The organism is Legionella lansingensis (genome assembly GCF_900187355.1).
Lineage (GTDB): Bacteria > Pseudomonadota > Gammaproteobacteria > Legionellales > Legionellaceae > Tatlockia > Tatlockia lansingensis.
In genome coordinates, this window is the sequence record NZ_LT906451.1 from 201012 (window position 1) to 221853 (window position 20842).

Sequence of the window (20842 nt, forward strand, 5' to 3'; positions counted from 1 at the left end):
ATGTCAAAGAAGCCGATTGAATCCATAAATGTTTTTTTATGCGGTGATGTTATGATTGGGCGTGGGATCGATCAAATTTTATCGCATCCGGTAAACCCTGAAATTTATGAGCCTTATGTTACCGATGCCAGAGATTACGTGCGACTGGCTGAATCAATGAATGGTCCTATCCCACGAGGTGTATCTGGGGATTATTTGTGGGGAGACGCACTTTTTGAGTTAAGACACCAAAGCCCTCATCTTTCACTGATTAACCTGGAAACAAGTGTTACCTCTCACGACACTCCTTGGCCATATAAGGGAATCAATTATCGGATGCATCCTAAAAACATCGATGCCCTAACCACCCCGCAAATTGATGTTTGTGCCTTGGCCAATAATCATATTATGGATTGGGAAGTACAAGGTCTAAGAGAAACCTTGGCGACGCTAAGAAAGGCTCAAATTCAATATGCCGGCGCTGGGGAAAACTTGGATGAAGCACAAACACCAGTCATTCTAGAACTGCCAGGGTGTCGTATATTGATTTTCTCTATTGGCGTTCCTTCAAGCGGCATTCCTCATATCTGGGGGGCCAAAGTCGATCAACCTGGAGTGTGGCTGCTGAATGACTTAAGTGAACATTCACTAATGGAGGTTAAAGAAACAATTGAATGTTATCGAAAACCAGGTGATCTTTGCATCGTTAGCATTCACTGGGGAAAAAATTGGGGGTATCAAATTCCCTTGGCTCATCAAATCTTTGCGCAAGGCTTGATTAAATCAGCGCATGTCAATCTAGTACATGGTCACTCATCTCATCATCCAATTGGACTCGAAGTTTTTGAAGGGTGTCCGATTTTTTATGGATGCGGCGACTTTATAAATGACTATGAAGGAATTTCGGGCTATGAAGAATTTAAAGGCCATTTATCATTAATGTATTTTTTGGAGTTTGATGTGAATACTCTAAAACTAAAGCACCTTTTAATGGTTCCTCTTGTTATAAAAAATTTCACACTTCATTACGCTCAAATGGATGACTGCAAATGGCTTATTAAGATATTACAAAAGCACTCCCCTCACTCACCCATCCAATGGTCATTGAATGAGGACCATAAGCCAATTTATATAGAGGGTTCTGTTCAATAACCATGGCTTGCTTTTGTCTCTCTGAATCAAATCCGTAAGCTTTGCCAATTTCTTTACCGTGTATGCCATTTTGGATTCCTCTGTTTGACGATTGGCACCGTAAGGGGTAACGTTACGTGAGTGTCAACAGTTTTTCATTCTTAGCACGAGTATTTATCTGCGGCTTGAATAAAAATAGGTACAGCAAAATCAACCAACGATTTTACATCTAAGAGGTAACTCTTAGCTTGACCGATTCTTTTGGCTTGAAGACGATATTCTTCTATAAATTTTTCAACGATGGTTGCAAAAAAGCGCTCAGGCCATTGTCGGATGCCAACGCTTGTATCGTATTCTTCGATATCGAACCAAACACGTTGTCCATCTTTAATAAGCGGTACTTTAAATCGCTTAATGCGCTTTTCCTTGATAGGAGCGATATGTTCTGCATAATGCAGGATGGTGACCTGATCTAAATCGGATTCTAAAATCAATATCTTCCCCTGGTTTTCATACAATTTAGCAAGAGGTGATCCCGACCCATAACCATAATTGAGCGGATGATTAGCTACCAGCCAGCTCGCTTTGTCACCTAAGGCAGCTATACGAGCGCCAGGGTTACTACTACAAATGACTCCTGGCCAGCTGCGAAAAAACTCTGCCAGAATACCATAATCACGGCTCGCCCTGGCAGTCGCAGAATTAAAGGCAGGGCAATATTGGTAAATGGTATTTTCTTCATCTGTGGTGAATTTGCCTCGACCAACGGCTTCATATTCTGGTTCACAACCGACGTACATCATGAGGGTGCCACCTGGGGAAATAGCATCCATAATCGCTTGGTGAACTTGATCAGGCCCCCCTAATACCTTGCCTATTGCACGCATGGAAGCATGAACCATGATGACTTCTCTTGACTGAAGATCAAGGTGCTTTAACTGTGAAATAAGAGTATTTGTACTGATCATATTTAGATTCCAATCATGTAATAAATTATTTGGCATGCCTAGAGTTAAACAATATAATTCTGAATCGATTTTTAAAGGCATATTAGCAAACGTAGCCTGGGTTAGGCGAAGCCGTAACCCAGGTTTTCAGTTCCCTTGCCGCGGTTAGATGATGAAGATTGTTATATAAATAAGGACATTATTATGCAAAGTAAACATGAATCAATTCCAGATGATATCAAACCAAGCGTGACTGCATTGTCAGTGGCAATGGCGTTTGCACGCTCGCTTGATACAGGACATGTTTATTTATTCAGTAAACAAGAATTAGCATTGATTAAACATTTCGTTAATATAGGAAAACAATCCCTCTACGGTTTTAATTGGGTATTGTCTGAGAGCTTGTCTCATATGCCTTACTCTATTCAGCAATCCTTTTTTAATGCAGTGGTAGTTCCCGGTTATGATCAACTTATCATGCTGCGAAAGCTGATGATAAAAAATAAAATTGAGAGTGCTATTGAGGCAGGCGTAGAACAGATTATTTTTCTAGGTGGGGGTTACGATATTCGCGCTTTAGTCACTGCTCTTATTCATCCTGACATTAGAGTTTATGAGTTGGATCGTGGACCAACTCGCGAACATAAGATAAAAGGGTTAAAGACTATGCCGCAAGAAATCAGTTTAGAAGAGGGAAGTATTACTGAGCTTTCTGATGGTACGATCTCGGTAGGCAATAATTTAAAATATATTGAATGTGATTTAGGTAAGAATGATTTATTAAATACGCTAGAAGTTCATGGATTTGAAAAAGAAAAAAAGACCTTAGTCATTGGCGAAGGGCTGACCATGTATCTCAGTCAAGAAGAAAATAGAGCATTACTAACGTCTCTTGCAAAAATATTAAAAGATAACGATGAAGTACTATTAAGTTTTATGTCAGAAATAGCATCTTCAAAAATTGCAGAGGCTTCTTTAAAGCGCTCAAAAGAAACGTATCGTTTTTCCTTGGCACCGCAAAATGTTATTGCATTTGTTGAAGAGTCTGGTTTCTGTGTGGATAGAAAATTTGTGGCAGCGAGTATGTTAGATGAGGTAGGAGATTTATCAGCTGCAGACTATCATAAGAAAAATAAAAATCGTCCGAAGGAATACTATTATTATTACAAAAATCCTCGCAAGAATTAAAGGAAAAGAAAACCATAGAGGACGTAGCGGACATTACATTCAATATTCCGGATAACCCAGATGTCAGTGAATCACCATCAGGTTGTGTAACGATGTAATCATTTTATGGTTATGGCAAAAACTCACGAAAACGAGATCGGCCAGAAGTGAACATTTAAATATCTAATTGACAATATTTGTTGCATATGTTTGAATGAGCGCCTAATTTCAAGCAGAGGACCTAAATTATGAACCCACAAAATCACTTACTTGTTCGATTCTTACGTTTTCTTAATTTTAATAATGTCGCAGATCAGTATGTCAACTATCTTTTAGGTGGTAATGACGTAGATGTACATCCTGATATATTAGAAGCAGCTGATATGATTGTTAAACGAATGGCTATTCGTCCAGCTAATTTTCTCCAAAACCCAAATGACAGGATTGTATTCCAACGAGTGGCTGAACAATTCGACCTGTTTAATTTACCCACTGGTTTGGCCCAGCCAGCGAATAACCATTTAAATATATAGAAATTTATTGGCAGGGATTTGCCAAATATCTGATTAAATCCCGCGTCTATTCATTCATTAGTTTTGATGAGCTACAGACTGCGGGACCGAACTAGTGTAAGATCCTTATTCAATTTCCAGTTCCTCAATGGAGCTTTTTATGTTTGGTGTTTTAAACTTGCCGTTATGGGGCTATTTTTTAGTAGGCTTAATTCTCACACAAATTACCATTGCTTCAGTAACGATTTACTTACATCGTTATCAAACACATCGAGCTTTAAAACTACATCCGATAGTTAGTCATTTCTTCCGTTTCTGGCTTTGGTTAACCACTGGGATGGTTACTGCAGAATGGGTCGCTATTCATCGCAAACATCACGCAACTACAGATATTGAAGGCGATCCACACAGCCCTAAGATATTTGGTTTAAAAAGAGTTTTTTGGCAAGTGCCGGAATTGTACCGTGAAACTGCTAAAGATAAGGAAATGATAAAAAAATATTCTCATGGCACCCCAAATGATTGGATTGAGCGCAAACTGTATTCTCGCCATAACGCGAAGGGCATATTACTGATGTTCTTACTCGACCTTTTCTTCTTTGGGAGCATTGGTATTACAATCTGGGCTATACAAATGATGTGGATTCCACTTTCTGCAGGTGTTGTTAACGGTGTGGGGCATTTTGCAGGATATCGGAATTTCGAATGTCCGGATGCTTCGACCAACGTTTTCCCCTGGGGATTGTTTATTGGCGGAGAGGAATTACATAATAACCATCATGCATTTGCTTCCTCGGCAAAATTCTCGATCAAATGGTGGGAAATCGATTTAGGTTGGCTTTATATTCGCTGTTTAGCCTTTTTGCGGCTTGCCCACGTTAAAAAATTGCCCCCCAAAATGGTCACAAACAAAGACAAATCATACGTTGACCTCGATACAGTAAAAGCAGTGATCAGTAATCGCTTTCATATCATGTCTGAGTATTACAAACTCGTTATAAAACCTATCCTGCGTCATGAAAAAAGAAACAGCGATAAGAAGAAAATTGATAAACAAGTGTTTAAACATGCGGGGAAATTATTACGACGAGAGGAGAAACTATTATCTCCACAGGCTAACTCCTATTTACAAGCCTTGTTGAATCGATATGAAAAGCTACAACTCGTGCATCACTATCGCCAGTCACTGCAAAATATTTGGTTAAAAACCTCTTCATCTCAAAATCAACTGATTGAATCATTACAGCAATGGTGTAAACAAGCAGAAGCGTCTGGCCTTGAGGTATTACGTCAATTTGCTTTGCAAATAAAATGTTATGTGCCTAAAAGCACACATTTGTATGATTATTGAGTTTTCATCTAGTGGTTTACGTTTTATTTTGTTCATTCACGAAATATAATAAAGCGCCGCCGATAATAAAAAAGGGCAGGAGGATCGACATACCCCAGCGTTGACTGTCTGTATAAACGGTTACTAACCCTACTAATAGAGGACCTAGAAAACTGGTGGCTTTGCCAGAAAGGGAATATAAACCGTACATGCGAGTGATTTCTTCCGGTTTAGCCAAACGAGCGAGGAAAGTACGGCTGGCGGCCTGAGTTGGTCCTACAAAAATACCAATGACTGGTGCAAAAATCCAAAATATAAATGCTGATTTAACCGTTAGTAAAAAACAAAACGTCAGGGTTAAACAACCCAAGGCAATAAAGATTGTTTTCTTTGAACCAATCCAATCATCAAACCAGGAAAATAATGCTGCACCAAATCCTGCTGTGATATTAAGAATGATCCCAAATGTCATGATGTCGCTGATACTTAATTTAAATGTGCCTGCGGCATAAATCCCGCCTAATGCCAATACCGAATTCAAGCCGTCAATGTAGAAAATACGAGCCACTAAGAATAACAGTAGATCTTTTTGCCCAGGTAAGTTCTTTAAAGTGGTTAGCAACTCTGCTGTTCCCTTTTTGATAGCAATAGCCATTGAAAACTGCTTACTTTTCTGCTGCTGAACAATGATGAATAAAGGTAAGCTAAAAATACAGATCCACAATGCTACGAATAAAGTGATCGCACGAATATTCGCGTATTGTTCCTTCCCGAACCAAAGTCCAAAATCCCCCTTGATAAATACAACCAACGCAATGATTAAACATAATAGCCCACCTAAATATCCACATCCCCAGGCCCAGCCAGAAATGCGTCCTATATAATTTGGGGGTGATAGTTTTGGCAAAAAGGAATTATAGAAAACGGTACCGACCTCTAAAGCAAAATTACTAATGAATATACATGCCAAAGCCAGAGGAACGGAATTCTGATTAGGGTAGGCAAACCACAAACAAGCTGTCGAAATAATACCTAAGTAAGTAAAAAAGAACAGCCAGGATTTATGATAACCACCAAAATCTGCTAATGCACCAGCAAATGGACTCATCACAGCAATGAGCAATGCTGAGGCTGAAATCGTATACCCCCATAGAGCGGTTCCTTCAATCTCATTGGCAGCTATTTCATTGGTAAAATAAGTAGCAAAAACAAAAGTAAATATAACCACAAAATAGGATGAGTTGGCAAAATCGTATAATGCCCAGGCAATAATTTGCTTTATATTAACTTGCCTTATGTCAAAACCAGTATGCGTAATTGGCTTCAATTCCTTGCCCTATACTAATGAGCTCACATCATGTGATGTTTTAATTAGTGCTCTAAGTTACAATGTGAATCTTACTCCATCTTTTAATATTAGCGAAACTATAAATAGGGGACTGTTCGTTTAAACGGTGTCACTCCCGCGCAGGTGGGAATCCATTCTGGAGTAACTAAGGCCTCTCACAGCTTACAAGGATGTAACATGCCTCTGAAGAGAACATTATCTTTAACGCTCGTAACCTTTTATGGTTTAGGTACGATTTTAGGTGCTGGCATTTATGCCCTTGTAGGTGAAGTCGCAAAACAGGCCGAAGAATTCACACCGTTAGCATTTTTAATCGCCTCCGTCATTGCTTTTTTTACTGCTGCTTCTTACGCGGAATTAAGCTCGCGTTTCCCTCAAAGTGCGGGTTCTGCTCTTTATGTGAGAAGAGCGTTCGATCATGCGTGGTTATCAGGTTTAATTGGCTGGGTTGTTGTGTTAACAGGTGTCATTTCAGCAGCTACAATAGCTCATGGTTTTGCCAATTATATTGCTTTATTTTTTCCCATACCTTCCTACATAAGTATCACCATTTTAATCCTCATCTTAGGCGGTCTTGCTCTCTGGGGTATTCGTGAATCGGCTACGCTTATCATGATCATGACTATCATTGAGGTGGGAGGGATATTGATGATCATTGTTTATGGTCGCAGTGCCTTTACCCCTCTTAATATTTCACAATTGACTATGCCCCATTCCTTTGATGGGGTATTGCTCGGTGCCTTTATCGCTTTTTATGCATACATTGGCTTTGAAGATATGGTGAATACTGCAGAAGAGACTATCAAGCCTGAGAGAACACTCCCTGTTGCTATTTTTCTCGCGATAGCAAGTGCCAGTATTTTATATCTGCTCATCGCTTGGGTCATTGTTGCGACCTTACCTACAGACATTTTAGCCCAAAGCAATATACCGCTCGTAAAAATTATCGAACGGCAAGGACAATCACCAACACTATTTACCTTAATTGCTTTGGTATCGATAACGAATGGAGTAGCGGTACAGATTATCATGGCGTCACGACTTATTTATGGTATGGCTAAGCAAGAAAATGCTCCGAAATTATTCTCGATCGTAGCTGAAAGAACTCAAACACCCGTTTATGCCACCCTGTTAGTTATGTTTATTATTTTAGTGTTCGCATATGCATTGCCAATTACCACACTGGCTAAATTAACCAGTAGTATTATTCTTTGTATTTTTATAATGATTCATGTCTCTCTCATTAAAATTAAGCTTAGAGAAAAGAAAAAATCGGGCACATTCTCATTACCTATCATTTTCCCTATAATCGCGATTGGTTTAACAGGGGCTTTTTTAGGAATGCAATTCTTTCTGAATTAAATCAACGTCATAGACAACGCAAAAATATGAGTAAGAACATCAAGGTCTTTGTTTACTCTCAAGTTGTCGTTGACGTTCGACTACACCTGAGACATTGCCTAGCATTTCAGCTAAGAGATCCGTAATATCGTCAAGGGTGATGATTCCTATTAATGTGTTTTTAATGTCTACTACTGGTAAACGACGTACCCCTTTTTCTCGCATCAAATCAAGAGCATCTAAAAGACTATCGTCTTCATGAACGACCATTAAAGAACGGGTGACAATGTCACGTGCGGCCAGGTCATCAGGGTTTAAGCCTGGTACCATCACTTCAATGACTAAATCACGGTCAGAGATAATCCCCACGGGAGTTTTTTTACCATCTTGTTCTTCAACCAAAATGACATCACCCACATGATGCAAACGCATAAGCTCTGCGACCTTTTTTACCGACTCGTCGCTCATGATCATGACGACTTCTCGATTACAGAATTCACCTACTCGCATAACACCTCCTTTGTGTTAAGATGATCAAACTACCGATGAGTCGTATTTTCAACATAGACGGTACTAGCAACAGGTTCCTCAGCATTAGCATTCTCTACTTCTGCAAAACGCACCCTGTCGCCAACTTCGAGCTTGGTAAAGTCATAATCAATTACACTATGACTTGTAAAGCGAATTTGTCGTCCGTCTGGCGTTTCGATATAACCATAATCGGCAGGGGGACAAACTTCAAGCACATGGCCGTAGAGCGGCTGTTCATGATGTTTCACCTCGCCACGACGTTGTCTTGCATAACTTTGAAGTTGCCTTTTAATCGCATTGAAAGCATCCCGTATTGCGACATAAACATCTTCATGAGCATGATGTTCCGAACGTTCGCGACTTGCTACCAGTTCAGCATCCGGTACAGTGAGATCAATGCGGACATGATAAAGTTTTCCCTTATGATGATGTCGGTGAGGAGATTCTATAACTACGCGGCAGGCCATAATCTTATCAAAATAGCGTTCCAGTTTTTGAGCTAACGAGCGGGCTTTTTGCTCAGCAGTGGGTGAGGGCTCCATATTGCGAAATACCACTTGAATAGGAAGTTGCATGTTCTACCCTCCTTGTTATTGTGCTGAGATTGAGATCATGTGCCCCTTTTTGATTTATAGTCAAAAAAAGCTCTTCTTTCAATATAGGGCGGCAAAAGAGATATAGGCAAACGCTTTAATATATACCTGGCGCCGTTTTTTTAGTTACAATAAATTCTTTAATTTTCGTCGAGGGAATTATGCCTTCTTTTGATATCGTTTCTGAGGTTAGCAAAGTTGAGTTGCGTCATGCGGTGGATAATGCCGTGCGCGAAATGGGTACGCGATTTGATTTCCGTGACGTGGAGGCGAGTATTGAACTGAATGATTTGATTGTGACGCTTAAATCCGAATCCGATTTTCAAGTACGTCAGTTAGAAGATTTATTTCGCAATCATTGTACTAAGCGAGGCGTCGATACAGGTGGTGTTGATATTGAGGACAAGCCCGTCCACAGTGGTAAGATTTTTTCGCTCTCAATGACCTTTAAACAAGGCATTGATCAGCCGACCGCTAAGGAAATTGTTAAATTAATCAAGGATAGCAAGTTAAAGGTTCAAACGTCGATATTGGGTGAAAAAGTACGAGTAACAGGGAAGAAACGTGATGATTTACAAGATGTTATTGCTTTATTGAAAAAATCCGACATCAAATTGCCACTGCAGTTTGAAAATTTCCGTGATTGATATTTTTGATAATAAAAAGAACCCCGAGCTTTGCAAATAAAGAAGTATCATTTTGAATAAATTATGGCCATGTCGTATAATAATATAACACCTCCTTTGGCAAGGATGCGTTATGAAAAAGTTAATTTTGGCTGTGATTCTATTTGCGCCAACGGTGTTCCTGACTAGCTGCTCTGTAACAACGGCCAGCTATTCTCCTAGGTATGGGAATGATTTTGTCTATTCCGTAGGATATTATGGATACCGGCCTTATTGGGGAACTCCTTACTTTACAAGTTATGGTTGGAGGTCTGGTTATTGGGGTGGTTACCGTGGTGTTTACTTTGGTGGTGCCCCTCAAGCTTGGTATGGCTATGTCAGCAGATGGTAAGTCTGCTGACATAGGGAACGTCCTTAAAGTTAGCTCAAAATAGAAGAGGGAGATTTTTTATTAAGTTCTTCCTGATAAGCCATGACAAGTTTATCTCTTATCTCGGGGTATGGTCTGTGGGTTATTACACCTTCTGCTAGCTTGGCTCCGAGATAATGTATTAACCTATCCAAAGTAGTGGTAGCATCTTGTGGCGAATGGATGAGAAGAGTTTCTACTTGAGTGGTGATTTCCTCTAACGCTTCGATAAAAAATGACTTTGGTTCCATCACCTTCATTCGCGGATCCCTATGGTTTAAGGGTGTAGACCCAAATTGTTGGTACGGTATAACCAATTGGGGATGCAGTTGTGGCAAATGCCCTAGCTGTTGCATAGCCCTGCGATGTTCTGGATAGATGCGTAATACCTGTTGATAAGCATCAAAGGCTATAAGAATGCAATTTTTTTTGGGTATACCGCTTGATTGGTAGTCCTTAAAAAAGTCAGCAACAAGTGACAATAAATTAGCTAAATATTTTGTATCCCCTGAGCGCTTGGTAATCCTATCAAGTGCTGTAATGAAAGCATGGCTGTGATTTTCAAGCGTATCGGGTGCTGATGGTATGCCCTTCGTTATAGCAAACATGCCTTGCTGTGAAGCGCGTGCCACTTGTTCATTAGGCATTGGGGCAGTAGGAATTGGGGATGTAGTAGAGGGATGAAGCTCAATTTGTCCTAAATTCTCATCATCAGGATGAGGTGTTTCAAGAGACATTTCAGTAGGACTGAGTATACCCTCTTCTTCTTCAAGCTTCTCTATGCCATGTTGGTCTTCGAGAGATGGATTCCTCGGCTCTAGCTCAATAAGTGTTGAGAGATCTTGCAGTATAGGATTGTCATCATTCTCTCTGGGAAGAGATTGATAGATTTCATGACAAGTTGTAGTAAGTACAGCAAGGTTGTCTTGCTTGGTGACTATCGCTATACGAATAGCATAGCTAAGGAGTTCAAGTTTTTGCATAGGGTCTTCAATAACTTGCTCGAGAAGTCTATGTTCTGCCATGTACGCAGACATTAGAGCAAGAGTTTGCTCATCGTTTGTTTCTTTAAACTGACGTTCAAGCAAATTTAAATAACCGCAACTGCTATCGATCTTAATGCTTTGACCGCTTTTTATTTGATAGATAATAGCGTTTTGCATCCATTGAATAGCATCACTAAGCGTGGGCTGGTTAACGAGAATATTTTTTGAAGTCGTACCTGAGTCGTCCAGGTAATCCATGATCTTGTCACTCACTTTCTCACAAGTAACAGCAAGCATCGAATAAGCTTTAATTATTACTTCTCTAGAATAAATGTGCTTTCTATCTTTAAGATTCTGATTATAAACTACCTCCATTTCTTGAATCATTGACAGTATTTCCCGCCAATACATTGCAACCTTGGTAAAATCTCGAGCATTTATCCTAATGAGTACACTTTTGGTGATGATAATATCGGCAAACACGTGAGCTATGGCATCATAATACTGTAGATGTTGGTCACTAGAAGCAGCATGACGAAGGAGGGTTTCTAAAGCATGTGAATAATAGGTGAGTGCCTCATCAAACTTCCCCTCGTTATAAGCCTTATCCCCGTTAATCTGATCGGGGGTATTAAAATAAAATCCCATGAAGAGTTACCTGTAGATACAAAGAGAGCATTGTATCCAAGTGATGTTTTTTGGCAACTGGCAAATTTGAAATGCAAGTGTCTATTTTTAATTCGTCAAGAGAAATAGCTTATTGATGTTTTTTCTCCCATAAAGAGGGACCAACATTATCATATGGATTTTCTTTAGCAAAAGAAGGTACAGGACAAGTATTAAATATGGCGAAGAATCCACCTATCAAGCTGGTAAGGTTTGTGTTTTTGGGTAGATAGAGATAATTACGCAGGTGCTCATAAGTTTTACTATCCCAATAAAATTTAACACTATTATGTGGATAAAGGAGGAGAAGTTCTTTTAATTCATTTTCGGGCAGTTCATTCAATGCCCCCAGTAGTCGTTGTTGTTCAAGACTTGATAGTTTTTCGTAGGGCTCTAAAAGGAGTTGTAGATCGTTGTAAGCATCCACAATGTCTTGCACTTCTTTGTCTCCTTGTTCCCATCTGAGATTAAAATCAGATGCTGAAACCAAGGAGGTATATCGATCTTGGACCGTCTTTAAATCAGCACCAGGTAAGAGCTGCAATATTTTAAATGCCTTTTTAAAATTAATTGCAGTCATTTTTTCATCTCCTTATTCTTTAGCTCTCGACACGTATTCACCGGTACGAGTGTCAACTTTGATCAATTCACCTGTCTGCACAAAAAGAGGTACCCGGACAACGGCACCTGTTTCCAGGGTGGCTGGTTTACCACCACCACCAGAAGTATCTCCTCTAACCCCTGGATCGGTTTCAGTGATCGCCAATACCACAAAGTTAGGTGGCGTCACTTGAATGGCCTCATTATTCCATAGTGTCACAACGCACAGATCTTGTTCTTTCAACCACTGCGCAGCATCAGCCACCGCCTCATGTCCCACGGCGTATTGTTCAAAGGTATCAGGAACCATAAAATGCCAATGCTCTCCGTCGTTATATAAATATTGCATCTCTACATCGGCTACATCGGCGGAAGGCAAAGTTTCGCCTGACTTATAGGTACGTTCAACAACACGGCCCGTCTTTAAGTTGCGAATTTTAACCCTTGTAAAAGCTTGTCCTTTTCCAGGTTTAACAAATTCGCAATCGACAATGCTGCAAGGTGCATTATCAACCATAACCTTCAAACCATTTTTGAATTCATTGGTGCTGTAGATTGCCATCAGTGCTCCACTGTTGAGATTTTGTTCTAATTTCGTTAGAGTTCATGCAGTTTATCAATTTTGTACAATTAATGCGAGATTCCTCTGTGAGTTGGCAAAAAATTCTGGCGCAGGGTTTTGCCTCGGTCAATGAATTACTTGAATTTTTATCCTTGCCTTTGACGTTAGGTAGTACTATGGCTGAGCAGAATTTTAAAACGCGTGTTCCTCGTGGTTTTGTTGCTCGTATGCAACAAGGAAATCCTCGTGACCCGCTTCTTTTGCAGGTTCTTGCGGTAAATGAGGAGTTAACCGATGTCGAAGGTTATATTTCCGATCCTCTTGCCGAGCACAACAATCATCCCAGACAAGGTCTAATACATAAATATAAGGGCCGTGTGTTGCTAACCTTAACCGGAGCTTGCGCTATTAATTGTCGGTATTGCTTTCGACGTCATTTCCCATATGAAAACCATAACCCAGGCAGAGAAGGATGGCGGACGGCTCTCGATTACGTTCAAGCAGATAGCACAATTCACGAAGTCATTTTAAGTGGAGGGGATCCGCTATTGGCTAGCAACCAGGTTATTGCTTCCCTTCTACAACAATTGCAAGAAATCAGTCATCTCAGAACGATCCGTTTTCATACACGCATCCCTATTGTTCTTCCGGAGCGTATTGATACAGGTTTTTTGCAGTGTCTTGAAGCTACCCCCCTTAGAAAAGTGATTGTTCTGCACACAAATCATCCTCAAGAATTAAACCATGCTGTCTTTGAGGCTTGCAAGGCATTACGTGAAAGCGGTTGTCACTTGTTGAATCAGTCGGTGTTATTAAAAGGCGTTAATGATGAGGTAGATACGCTTGCTGAGCTAAGCGAGCAATTATTGAACTGTGGAGTATTACCTTACTATCTACATTTGTTAGATAAGGTAAAGGGAGCAGCTCACTTTGATATTCCCGAAGAAGAAGCATTAAGCATTTATAGAGAATTACAAAAGAGATTGCCTGGTTATCTTTTACCACGATTGGCACGTGAAGAACCAGGAAAAGAAAGTAAGACAATTTTTGTTTAGGCTGTCACTGTACTAATATATTGTTCATTTGTACTAATCCCCATTTTTGTTGCTGTAAAGCTCAATTAATTTCTCTTGAGCACTGTATTTTCCATTGGTCATCGGTTTATAACTTCCATCTGCTTGCATTTCCCATGCATTGCAGTTGTCTTTTAAATAATTTTTAAAAATTTCTTGCTTGATACGTTTACAGTGACTCTCATCAAGAATAGGGAACATCAGCTCTATTCGAGTATATAAATTACGCTCCATAAGATCTGCGCTTGAGCAATAATACCGCTCCTCATTTCCTGTTCGAAAATAATAAACTCGATGATGCTCGAGGAAACGTCCGACAATAGATATTACCCGAATATTCTCAGAAACATTCGGAATTCCTGGTTTAAGACAACAAACACTACGAACCAGAAGGTTAATTTTTACCCCTGCTTGTGAAGCACGATAAAGTGCTTTGATCATGGTTTTATCAGTAAGGCCATTTACTTTAATATTGATTTCCGTTTCCTTCCCTTCGAGAGCAGCTTGCATGCAATCTTCGATAAGTTGCAGTAAATTTTTCTGTAAGGTAAAAGGAGAATGGCACAATGCTTTGAGTTTTACTGTTCTTCCTAAACCAGTCAGTTGCTGAAAAATAATTTGTACATCAGACGTGATGGTTGGCTCGCAGGTCAACAAACCAAAATCAGTATAACGTTTTGCCGTTTGCTCATGGTAATTACCAGTGCCCAAGTGGGCATAACGCTTTAATTTTCCGTGTGCTCTTCTGACAACCAAGGTCATTTTTGCGTGAGTTTTGTAACCTACAACCCCATATAGAACCAGAACACCCGCTTCATGAAGATGGTTGGCCAGCCTTAAGTTGGACTCTTCATCAAAACGAGCTCTTAATTCAACAACGGCAGTGACTTCTTTACCTGTTCTCGCTGCCTCAACTAAAGCCTTGACCATAACTGATTCCGAGTGCGTGCGATATAATGTTTGTTTAATCGCTAAAACATTGGGATCGGCTGCAGCCTGACGGACAAAATCAATAACCACATCATAACTTTGATAGGGGTGATGCAAGAGAATGTCTTGTTCATCAAGGGCGTTAAATAGATTGCGTTTATATAGCATCTCAGGATAATGGACAATGAGTGGTGGATAATTTAACTCAGGCCGCTCAATACGGTTGATAACACTAAAATAACGCTGCAAATTCACTGGACCATCACAGTGGTAAGCATCTTCATGATGTAGATGATGTTTTTGCAATAAAAAATCGACGATATTAGCCGGACAATTTTTATCTACCTCAAGACGTACTACGTGTCCATAATGGCGTGAAAAAAGCTCGCGCTGAACAGCAACAGCCAAGTCTTCTATTTCCTCCTCACGTAAAAACAAATCGCTATTGCGTGTTAATCGAAAAGGATAGCAACCATTGATTTCCATTCCCGGAAATAAACTATGAACATGTGTTTCAATAATTGAAGATAAATAGACAAAGTATGTGCTTCCTTCCTCACAAAGTTCTGAAGGTAAATGAATAAGACGTGGTATAGAACGTGGAGCATGAATAACTGCATAATCAATATTACGATCAAAAGCGTCCTTACCTCGCAAAGAAATAATGAAATTTAAGCTTTTATTGAATAATCGTGGGAAAGGATGAGCTAAGTCGAGGGCTATAGGACTGACAATAGGTAAAATTTCGTTTTTGAAATAGTGCTTTGCCCACAAATGAATATCATCGGTCCATTCTTCCGTTGCCAAAAAGTGGATATTTTCTCTTTTCATTGCCGGAAGTAGCTCTTTATTAAAAATATGATAAAGCTCATCGATAAGTATGTGTACTTTCTTGCTTAGCTGAGTGAAAATTTCGTCAGCTTGTAAGCCATCGATGTATTGTTTTCTTGATGAAAGGGCAATTTTTTCTTTCAGACCAGCCACGCGGATTTCAAAGAACTCGTCTAAGTTGCCACTACAAATACAAAGAAAACGCATACGCTCCAAAAGAGGGACGTGCTCATCTTTTGCAAGTTGTAATACCCGCTCATTGAAAGCCAAAGCTGTAAATTCCCGGTTAATATAGTACTCCGGGTTATCTAACTCATCAGTCAAAGCAAAACTCCTAAGGAGAGACAGCCTCTTATCCACTGCCATTAAGTTAAGTGATTTCGAATGGATACCGCGGTCAAGCCGCGGTAATTCGAGAATAGAAAAAGTCCTTAACTTAATAGTAGTGAGCCTCATATAGGGCTAGGGTAATGTACCTTGCTGTTTGAGGCAAGGTTAACGCACCAGAAAGAAACAAACACCGATGAAGGCAATGAAGCCCCAAAAAGGAGAGAGTTGCCAATAAACTAAACAGAAGAAGAACAGCACACATACCAACGCCAAAGGCAAAGAATAATGCATTGCTACCACACCCTGAGCTACAGAAAAAGAAGCAGCAGCCAACAATGCCAAAGCACCATATTGCACGGCCACCATGATCTTGTATGTTACAGGTCCATTATGGCTGCTTAATAATTGGTAACCTAAAACAGCAAGTACCAACCCCGGTAAATTCAAGCAAGCAACCGCGAGAATTAAACCAGTCATCCCTGCTGCCTTATAGCCAATCAATGCGGATAGTTTGACGGCTGTTAATCCCGGAAATAAAAAGGTGGAGCCTACCATTTGCACAAACTCTTCCTGACCAATCCAATGGCGATAATTTACGGACTCATATTCAAGCAATTTCAACATGGAGTTCCCTCCGCCTAAGGAGATAATACCAATTTTTCCAAAACTCCAGATCACAGAAAGTAAGGTTTTAATCATGATGTTTGTATTTTTTGCAGAAAACTAACGTAGTCACAAGAAACTTCATTCCCCAGCAAATGTTTGCTTATTTGCTCTACTAGGTTTTGTGACCTCCCTTCGATACAAGCACTGAAAAAAATTTTCTGTGCTACTTCTAGTCTTGCAAGTTCAAGCTTGATTGTAGGTTCGGTTGGAAATTCGTGGATTAGAGCAATTTTGCATACTGTGATTTCATTAGTTAAGATGGATAAACGTTGATTTTCTATCAAAAGTTGCCCGAGTCCATCCTCATTAAGATTAATTTTCTTGCCGTAGCCACGAATATTATCTGTGCATTGCAGTTGGGGTTTATAAAGCAATTGGCCGCGCCGACGTTTGATGTTGTAGTCACAACCCGGGAGCAATAGATATTGATCTTCCCTTTTTTTGATTTGATATTTCGTCAAATCAAGACAGTTAGCAGGAAGACCTGTTAAGACGATAATCGTGTTTTCGGGCCAAAAAAACCTTGCTTCCCATTTGATCTTATCTTCTTCGCTAGTTGCTAAAGCGTTTAAGTCCAATGGTGGCTGCGGGTTAATTTCAAAATTCCAAATTAGGCGTTGGTTCATGGTTATAGTTAGTAAAAAATTATGCAGTTAGATAGCTATCTGAGATCAATGCTTTTTTATAGTGTAAAAATTTATTTTTTTCTTTTCTGACGTCCAGCTTATCTCGCAAAATGACAGTAGTCGAGTATATACTTATTTTCATTAGACTTCTTTCGAAACTCTACTGCAGTGGAGAATTGCTTCGTCTATTCTACGATTATCACCACCAAAGACAAAGGAAGGTATTGATATGGCCACACTTCTGTTTCTTGTTTACCTTGGGTTTACCCTCATCGTGCTCTATCGTGGTTTGAACCCATTGATTTGGGAGGTAGGTAGTGCAATCTATTTGTTGCTTGCCACGTTTTTTATTGGCATGCATTGGTTGCCGGGGATTCTCGTTTGGGCGGCGATCCTGGCAGCGGTATTAATCATGCGTGTGGAGTCAATCCGCTTTGCTATTAGTGATTTTTTGTTTACACGAATCGGCAAGTTCATCCCAAAACTTACAAAGACGGAAGAAGAGGCGTTGAATGCGGGTGATACCTGGCTAGAAAAAGATATCTTTACTGGCTCGCCTAACTGGGACAAGCTAGCAACGATATCTTCCGAATTGACCACAGAGGAACAAGCCTTTCTTGATAATGAAACCAAAGCTTTATGTGACATGCTTGATGAATGGCAAATAAGTCAAGCTGGTGATCTCCCAGAAGAGGTATGGAATTTTATAAAGGAGAAGGGATTCTTTGGTTTGGTTATCCCGAAGGAGTATGGGGGTAAAGGATTCTCTGCACGTGCTCATTCCGATGTGGTTATGAAAATCGCAAGTCGTTCTGGTATTGCGGCAGTGACAGTGATGGTACCTAATTCCTTAGGTCCAGGAGAACTGCTCAATTATTACGGGACCGAGGAGCAAAAAGCCCAATATTTACCTAACTTAGCAAAGGGAATTGATATTCCTTGTTTTGCCTTGACTGAGCCTGGTGCAGGCAGTGATGCCACTTCTCTTCAATCTGAAGCGATTGTGGTAAGAAAAAAAGTGGGTAGCAAAACGGTTTTAGGCCTTGATATCACACTAAATAAGCGCTGGATTACTCTCGCTCCTATTGCCACCTTAATAGGATTAGCTGTTAACCTAAAGGATCCCGACAGTTTGCTTAATGGCGTAGGGGAGGAAGGTATCACCTGTTTATTAATACCTCGCGATACCGAGAACCTTGAAATCGGTAATCGTCATCTTCCAGCTATGCAACCCTTTATGAATGGCACTTTACGTGGCAAGAATATTTTTGTACCCCTGAGCACTATCATTGGAGGACAAAAAAATGCTGGGCATGGATGGCAAATGCTGGTGGAATGTCTGTCAATTGGCCGCTCAATTTCCTTGCCAGCGTTAGGAGCAGCCTCTTCGACAATTGCCTATTTAACCACCGGCGCTTTCGCAAGAATTCGTCGACAATTTAATGTGGAGATCGGCCAGTTTGAGGGAGTGGAAGAAAAACTTGCTGAAATTGCTGGATTAAATTTTTTAGCCAATGCTACTCGGTTGTTAACGGTTGCTGCTGTAAATGAACACAAAAAACCATCTGTTGCATCAGCCATTACTAAATACTTCAATACAGAACTTGCCAGAGTAAGTATTAATAATGCGATGGATATTCATGCGGGCCGTGCTGTGGTTGTGGGACCACGTAATTATCTGTCTAGCTATTATTTGGGTTTACCCGTTTCTATTACAGTCGAAGGCGCCAATATTATGTCGCGCAACCTATTGATTTTTGGGCAAGGCTCGATGGCCTGTCACCCTTTTGTGCGCGATGAATTCTATGCTGTATCACAAGAGGATAAAATCGCTTTCAGAGGATTAATTTGGCAGCATATTACCTATTTTATGCGTAATTTTGCTAAGACAATATGTTCAGGTTGGACTGGTGGATTATTTATTGCTGCCCCAGACAATAGTCTAAAACGAGAATACCAACGTCTTACACGTTTGAGTCATGCATACGCATGGTTAGCAGATTTATCCTTAATTTATTTGGGTGGTGATTTAAAGCGAAAAGAGCGTTTATCTGCAAGATTGGCGGATGGTATGTCATACTTATATATGGCGATGGCTGCACTTCGTTATTATCAAAAAAATGAAGAACACGCAGACGAAAAATTACATGCAATGTGGGCAGCACGTTATTGCTTCTATCATGCGCAAAAATCAATGCTTTCTCTTTGTCGAAATTTCCCATCAAAAGCGCTTGGTTTGCTAATGCGACTAATAGCTTTCCCCTTAGGACAAACCATGCGTTATCCTAATGATCATCTTGATCATCAATTGGCTCAATTAATGATGTCCAATAATCATTATCGTGACCAATTAAAACGTTTTATCTACTTAAGTGGTGACCACAATCAACCTGTTGATAGAATGGAAGAGGCTTTACAATTGCTAATTAAGCATGGTGCGTTATACAAGAAGATACCAGAATTAAGACGTGCGAAATTCAGTGTTTTGAAAGAGCAATTAGTAACTAAGGTCAAAAAAGGAGAGTTAACTCAGGATGAAATGGATAAGCTCGTTGCTGTAGAGAGAGCTCGCTGGGATGCTATTCAGGTGGATGAATTTTCTTTTGAATCGATGAAAAAGAAATCCTTTGCTTCAGTGACTGATACGATTCCTAATCCATTAGATAAATAACCACAGCAGGGCACAATACTTCAATTGAATGATTGTGCCCTACTTAAGAAGTATCTTTATTATAGAAAAATATAAAATTTTACTTTCTCTTAACGATTGTCGTCTGTGAAGCTATAAATCAATTGTACTAATTTTGTTATAATAATTTTATTGATACTCAGTCAGAAAACCATGTTTCAGAGTATTTGTACTGACGTTGCTAATTTAATTTGAGAGTATAGCTATGAAGCTAAGGCATGAAAAAGATTCATTACCTTCTGTAGAGGCTTTGGTGCAATGCAAAGAAGTCGCTACTAGACCAGAATCGGCAAATTATTTTCGTGATCGGTTTAAAAATAAAGTAGAAAGAGCCGGTATGAGCGAAAAAGGAAAGGATGCTATTGCTCACGTAGAGGCATTTGCTGAGACAGTAAGACTGCAACGAGAATTTAAGTTTGATCCCTGGGCAGGTGTCTCTGGGCCGCTCTCTGATTTCCACAATCTACAACACAATATGGCCGAAGAAGCCGCAAAGAAAGTTGCATCTAATGTTAAGGGCCCTATTACCATGAACTTCGCTATCAGTGATAAATCAGAGTTTGTGAGAGCCAACTCTGTGGATGGCAAACCCATTGATAAAGATTCTAATCAAGGTGTGGATAAATTGTTCAATGCCTGGCTGGCTGAAAATAACATGATTAGCAAAGAAAGTGTCATCTATCAAGGAAATGAAAAAGGGCAAATTCTTCACGACTCAAAAGATGAACCCCTTAGAGCAAATCCAGAAGACGTTAGACAAATGGTTTCTGATAAAACAAAAGGTTTCCCACATTTTTTAGAGCAATTTAATAAGGATGGCCAAGAAATCCAAGTGACACCGCGACTGCAGCGATACCCAGAGCAAAAGCCAGAAGCAGCCAAAGCTGCCGCTACCGCAGCAGAAGCAGAAGCTCCAACGCCACCGGAGACTCCGAGTGGTGGTCACACAGCACCGGCTGCTTAGGGACG

Annotated in this window: 20 protein-coding genes; 10 read left to right on the forward strand and 10 right to left on the reverse strand. The window is 40.1% G+C overall.

The window, feature by feature from the left end; translation table 11 throughout:
• Positions 1–1131 (forward strand): CapA family protein, encoded by a 1131-nt coding sequence (locus CKV79_RS00920; RefSeq protein WP_028372286.1) that lies wholly within the window; start codon positions 1–3, stop codon positions 1129–1131.
• A 140-nt stretch (positions 1132–1271) separates the two neighbouring features.
• On the opposite strand, the gene aac(3) is transcribed toward CKV79_RS00920, so the two are convergent.
• The gene (aac(3), locus tag CKV79_RS00925; RefSeq protein WP_035914890.1) at positions 1272–2078 is read right to left on the reverse strand and encodes an aminoglycoside 3-N-acetyltransferase; all 807 of its coding nucleotides are present in this window, start codon (positions 2076–2078) and stop codon (positions 1272–1274) included.
• A 183-nt stretch (positions 2079–2261) separates the two neighbouring features.
• Between aac(3) and CKV79_RS00930 the strand changes: the two genes are divergently transcribed.
• The 3 genes from CKV79_RS00930 to CKV79_RS00940 all read left to right on the forward strand — a co-directional run bounded on the left by CKV79_RS00930 (position 2262) and on the right by CKV79_RS00940 (position 5087).
• On the forward strand, positions 2262–3245 hold the full coding sequence (locus tag CKV79_RS00930; RefSeq protein ID WP_028372285.1) for a class I SAM-dependent methyltransferase: 984 nt from the start codon (positions 2262–2264) through the stop codon (positions 3243–3245).
• Between the two features lie 227 nt (positions 3246–3472).
• Positions 3473–3757: a hypothetical protein gene (locus tag CKV79_RS00935; protein ID WP_028372284.1), complete on the forward strand. Its 285-nt coding sequence runs from the start codon at positions 3473–3475 to the stop codon at positions 3755–3757.
• Positions 3758–3896: 139 nt separating this feature from the next.
• Positions 3897–5087, forward strand: coding sequence for a DesA family fatty acid desaturase (locus CKV79_RS00940; protein ID WP_028372283.1), 1191 nt, complete (start codon positions 3897–3899; stop codon positions 5085–5087).
• Positions 5088–5103: 16 nt separating this feature from the next.
• On the opposite strand, the gene CKV79_RS00945 is transcribed toward CKV79_RS00940, so the two are convergent.
• Positions 5104–6393, reverse strand: coding sequence for an MFS transporter (locus tag CKV79_RS00945; protein WP_231950166.1), 1290 nt, complete (start codon positions 6391–6393; stop codon positions 5104–5106).
• Between the two features lie 198 nt (positions 6394–6591).
• Between CKV79_RS00945 and CKV79_RS00950 the strand changes: the two genes are divergently transcribed.
• Entirely contained in the window at positions 6592–7776 is a 1185-nt protein-coding gene (locus CKV79_RS00950; RefSeq protein WP_028372281.1) for an APC family permease, read from the forward strand.
• Between the two features lie 39 nt (positions 7777–7815).
• Here the strand turns inward: CKV79_RS00950 and CKV79_RS00955 are convergent, their stop codons facing one another.
• Together CKV79_RS00955 and CKV79_RS00960 are read right to left on the reverse strand one after the other, a co-directional pair.
• Positions 7816–8265: a CBS domain-containing protein gene (locus CKV79_RS00955; protein ID WP_028372280.1), complete on the reverse strand. Its 450-nt coding sequence runs from the start codon at positions 8263–8265 to the stop codon at positions 7816–7818.
• A 29-nt stretch (positions 8266–8294) separates the two neighbouring features.
• Positions 8295–8861: an HPF/RaiA family ribosome-associated protein gene (locus CKV79_RS00960; protein WP_028372279.1), complete on the reverse strand. Its 567-nt coding sequence runs from the start codon at positions 8859–8861 to the stop codon at positions 8295–8297.
• A gap of 179 nt (positions 8862–9040) precedes the next feature.
• Here CKV79_RS00960 and CKV79_RS00965 point away from each other — a divergent pair, with 179 nt between their 5' ends.
• Together CKV79_RS00965 and CKV79_RS13700 are read left to right on the forward strand one after the other, a co-directional pair.
• On the forward strand, positions 9041–9526 hold the full coding sequence (locus CKV79_RS00965; RefSeq protein WP_028372278.1) for a YajQ family cyclic di-GMP-binding protein: 486 nt from the start codon (positions 9041–9043) through the stop codon (positions 9524–9526).
• A gap of 236 nt (positions 9527–9762) precedes the next feature.
• The gene (locus tag CKV79_RS13700) at positions 9763–9939 is read left to right on the forward strand and encodes a hypothetical protein (RefSeq protein WP_154660297.1); all 177 of its coding nucleotides are present in this window, start codon (positions 9763–9765) and stop codon (positions 9937–9939) included.
• Here the strand turns inward: CKV79_RS13700 and CKV79_RS00975 are convergent.
• From CKV79_RS00975 to efp, 3 genes are all read right to left on the reverse strand, one after another.
• Entirely contained in the window at positions 9926–11548 is a 1623-nt protein-coding gene (locus tag CKV79_RS00975) for a hypothetical protein (protein WP_028372277.1), read from the reverse strand. The genes CKV79_RS13700 and CKV79_RS00975 overlap by 14 nt on opposite strands.
• Positions 11549–11657: 109 nt before the next feature.
• Positions 11658–12146, reverse strand: a complete 489-nt coding sequence (locus CKV79_RS00980; RefSeq protein ID WP_028372276.1) for a hypothetical protein — start codon at positions 12144–12146, stop codon at positions 11658–11660.
• A gap of 12 nt (positions 12147–12158) precedes the next feature.
• On the reverse strand, positions 12159–12728 hold the full coding sequence (gene efp / locus CKV79_RS00985; protein WP_028372275.1) for an elongation factor P: 570 nt from the start codon (positions 12726–12728) through the stop codon (positions 12159–12161).
• 71 nt (positions 12729–12799) lie between these two features.
• Between efp and epmB the strand changes: the two genes are divergently transcribed.
• On the forward strand, positions 12800–13783 hold the full coding sequence (gene epmB, locus CKV79_RS00990; protein WP_028372274.1) for an EF-P beta-lysylation protein EpmB: 984 nt from the start codon (positions 12800–12802) through the stop codon (positions 13781–13783).
• Between the two features lie 33 nt (positions 13784–13816).
• On the opposite strand, the gene ppk1 is transcribed toward epmB, so the two are convergent.
• The 3 genes from ppk1 to CKV79_RS01005 all read right to left on the reverse strand — a co-directional run bounded on the left by ppk1 (position 13817) and on the right by CKV79_RS01005 (position 17184).
• Positions 13817–15886, reverse strand: coding sequence for a polyphosphate kinase 1 (gene ppk1 / locus CKV79_RS00995; RefSeq protein ID WP_028372273.1), 2070 nt, complete (start codon positions 15884–15886; stop codon positions 13817–13819).
• A 171-nt stretch (positions 15887–16057) separates the two neighbouring features.
• Positions 16058–16591, reverse strand: a complete 534-nt coding sequence (locus CKV79_RS01000) for a chromate transporter (RefSeq protein WP_028372272.1) — start codon at positions 16589–16591, stop codon at positions 16058–16060.
• On the reverse strand, positions 16588–17184 hold the full coding sequence (locus tag CKV79_RS01005; protein WP_028372271.1) for a hypothetical protein: 597 nt from the start codon (positions 17182–17184) through the stop codon (positions 16588–16590). The genes CKV79_RS01000 and CKV79_RS01005 overlap by 4 nt, the downstream gene beginning before the upstream one ends.
• Before the next feature lie 229 nt (positions 17185–17413).
• Between CKV79_RS01005 and CKV79_RS01010 the strand changes: the two genes are divergently transcribed.
• Entirely contained in the window at positions 17414–19855 is a 2442-nt protein-coding gene (locus tag CKV79_RS01010; protein ID WP_028372270.1) for an acyl-CoA dehydrogenase, read from the forward strand.
• A gap of 223 nt (positions 19856–20078) precedes the next feature.
• Complete coding sequence (locus tag CKV79_RS01015; protein ID WP_028372269.1) at positions 20079–20837, forward strand: hypothetical protein; 759 nt, start codon at positions 20079–20081, stop codon at positions 20835–20837.
• Positions 20838–20842: the final 5 nt, after the last annotated feature.

Coding starts and splice junctions, on each gene's coding strand:
- CKV79_RS13700 (WP_154660297.1), top strand. CDS start 9,763: ATGGATACCGGCCTTATTGGGGAACTCCTTACTTTACAAGTTATGGTT.
- CKV79_RS01000 (WP_028372272.1), bottom strand. CDS start 16,591: ATGATTAAAACCTTACTTTCTGTGATCTGGAGTTTTGGAAAAATTGGT.
- CKV79_RS00940 (WP_028372283.1), top strand. CDS start 3,897: ATGTTTGGTGTTTTAAACTTGCCGTTATGGGGCTATTTTTTAGTAGGC.
- CKV79_RS01015 (WP_028372269.1), top strand. CDS start 20,079: ATGAAGCTAAGGCATGAAAAAGATTCATTACCTTCTGTAGAGGCTTTG.
- CKV79_RS00960 (WP_028372279.1), bottom strand. CDS start 8,861: ATGCAACTTCCTATTCAAGTGGTATTTCGCAATATGGAGCCCTCACCC.
- CKV79_RS01010 (WP_028372270.1), top strand. CDS start 17,414: ATGGCCACACTTCTGTTTCTTGTTTACCTTGGGTTTACCCTCATCGTG.
- CKV79_RS00965 (WP_028372278.1), top strand. CDS start 9,041: ATGCCTTCTTTTGATATCGTTTCTGAGGTTAGCAAAGTTGAGTTGCGT.
- CKV79_RS00950 (WP_028372281.1), top strand. CDS start 6,592: ATGCCTCTGAAGAGAACATTATCTTTAACGCTCGTAACCTTTTATGGT.
- epmB (WP_028372274.1), top strand. CDS start 12,800: ATGCGAGATTCCTCTGTGAGTTGGCAAAAAATTCTGGCGCAGGGTTTT.
- CKV79_RS01005 (WP_028372271.1), bottom strand. CDS start 17,184: ATGAACCAACGCCTAATTTGGAATTTTGAAATTAACCCGCAGCCACCA.
- CKV79_RS00920 (WP_028372286.1), top strand. CDS start 1: ATGTCAAAGAAGCCGATTGAATCCATAAATGTTTTTTTATGCGGTGAT.
- CKV79_RS00930 (WP_028372285.1), top strand. CDS start 2,262: ATGCAAAGTAAACATGAATCAATTCCAGATGATATCAAACCAAGCGTG.
- CKV79_RS00980 (WP_028372276.1), bottom strand. CDS start 12,146: ATGACTGCAATTAATTTTAAAAAGGCATTTAAAATATTGCAGCTCTTA.
- CKV79_RS00975 (WP_028372277.1), bottom strand. CDS start 11,548: ATGGGATTTTATTTTAATACCCCCGATCAGATTAACGGGGATAAGGCT.
- efp (WP_028372275.1), bottom strand. CDS start 12,728: ATGGCAATCTACAGCACCAATGAATTCAAAAATGGTTTGAAGGTTATG.
- CKV79_RS00955 (WP_028372280.1), bottom strand. CDS start 8,265: ATGCGAGTAGGTGAATTCTGTAATCGAGAAGTCGTCATGATCATGAGC.
- CKV79_RS00935 (WP_028372284.1), top strand. CDS start 3,473: ATGAACCCACAAAATCACTTACTTGTTCGATTCTTACGTTTTCTTAAT.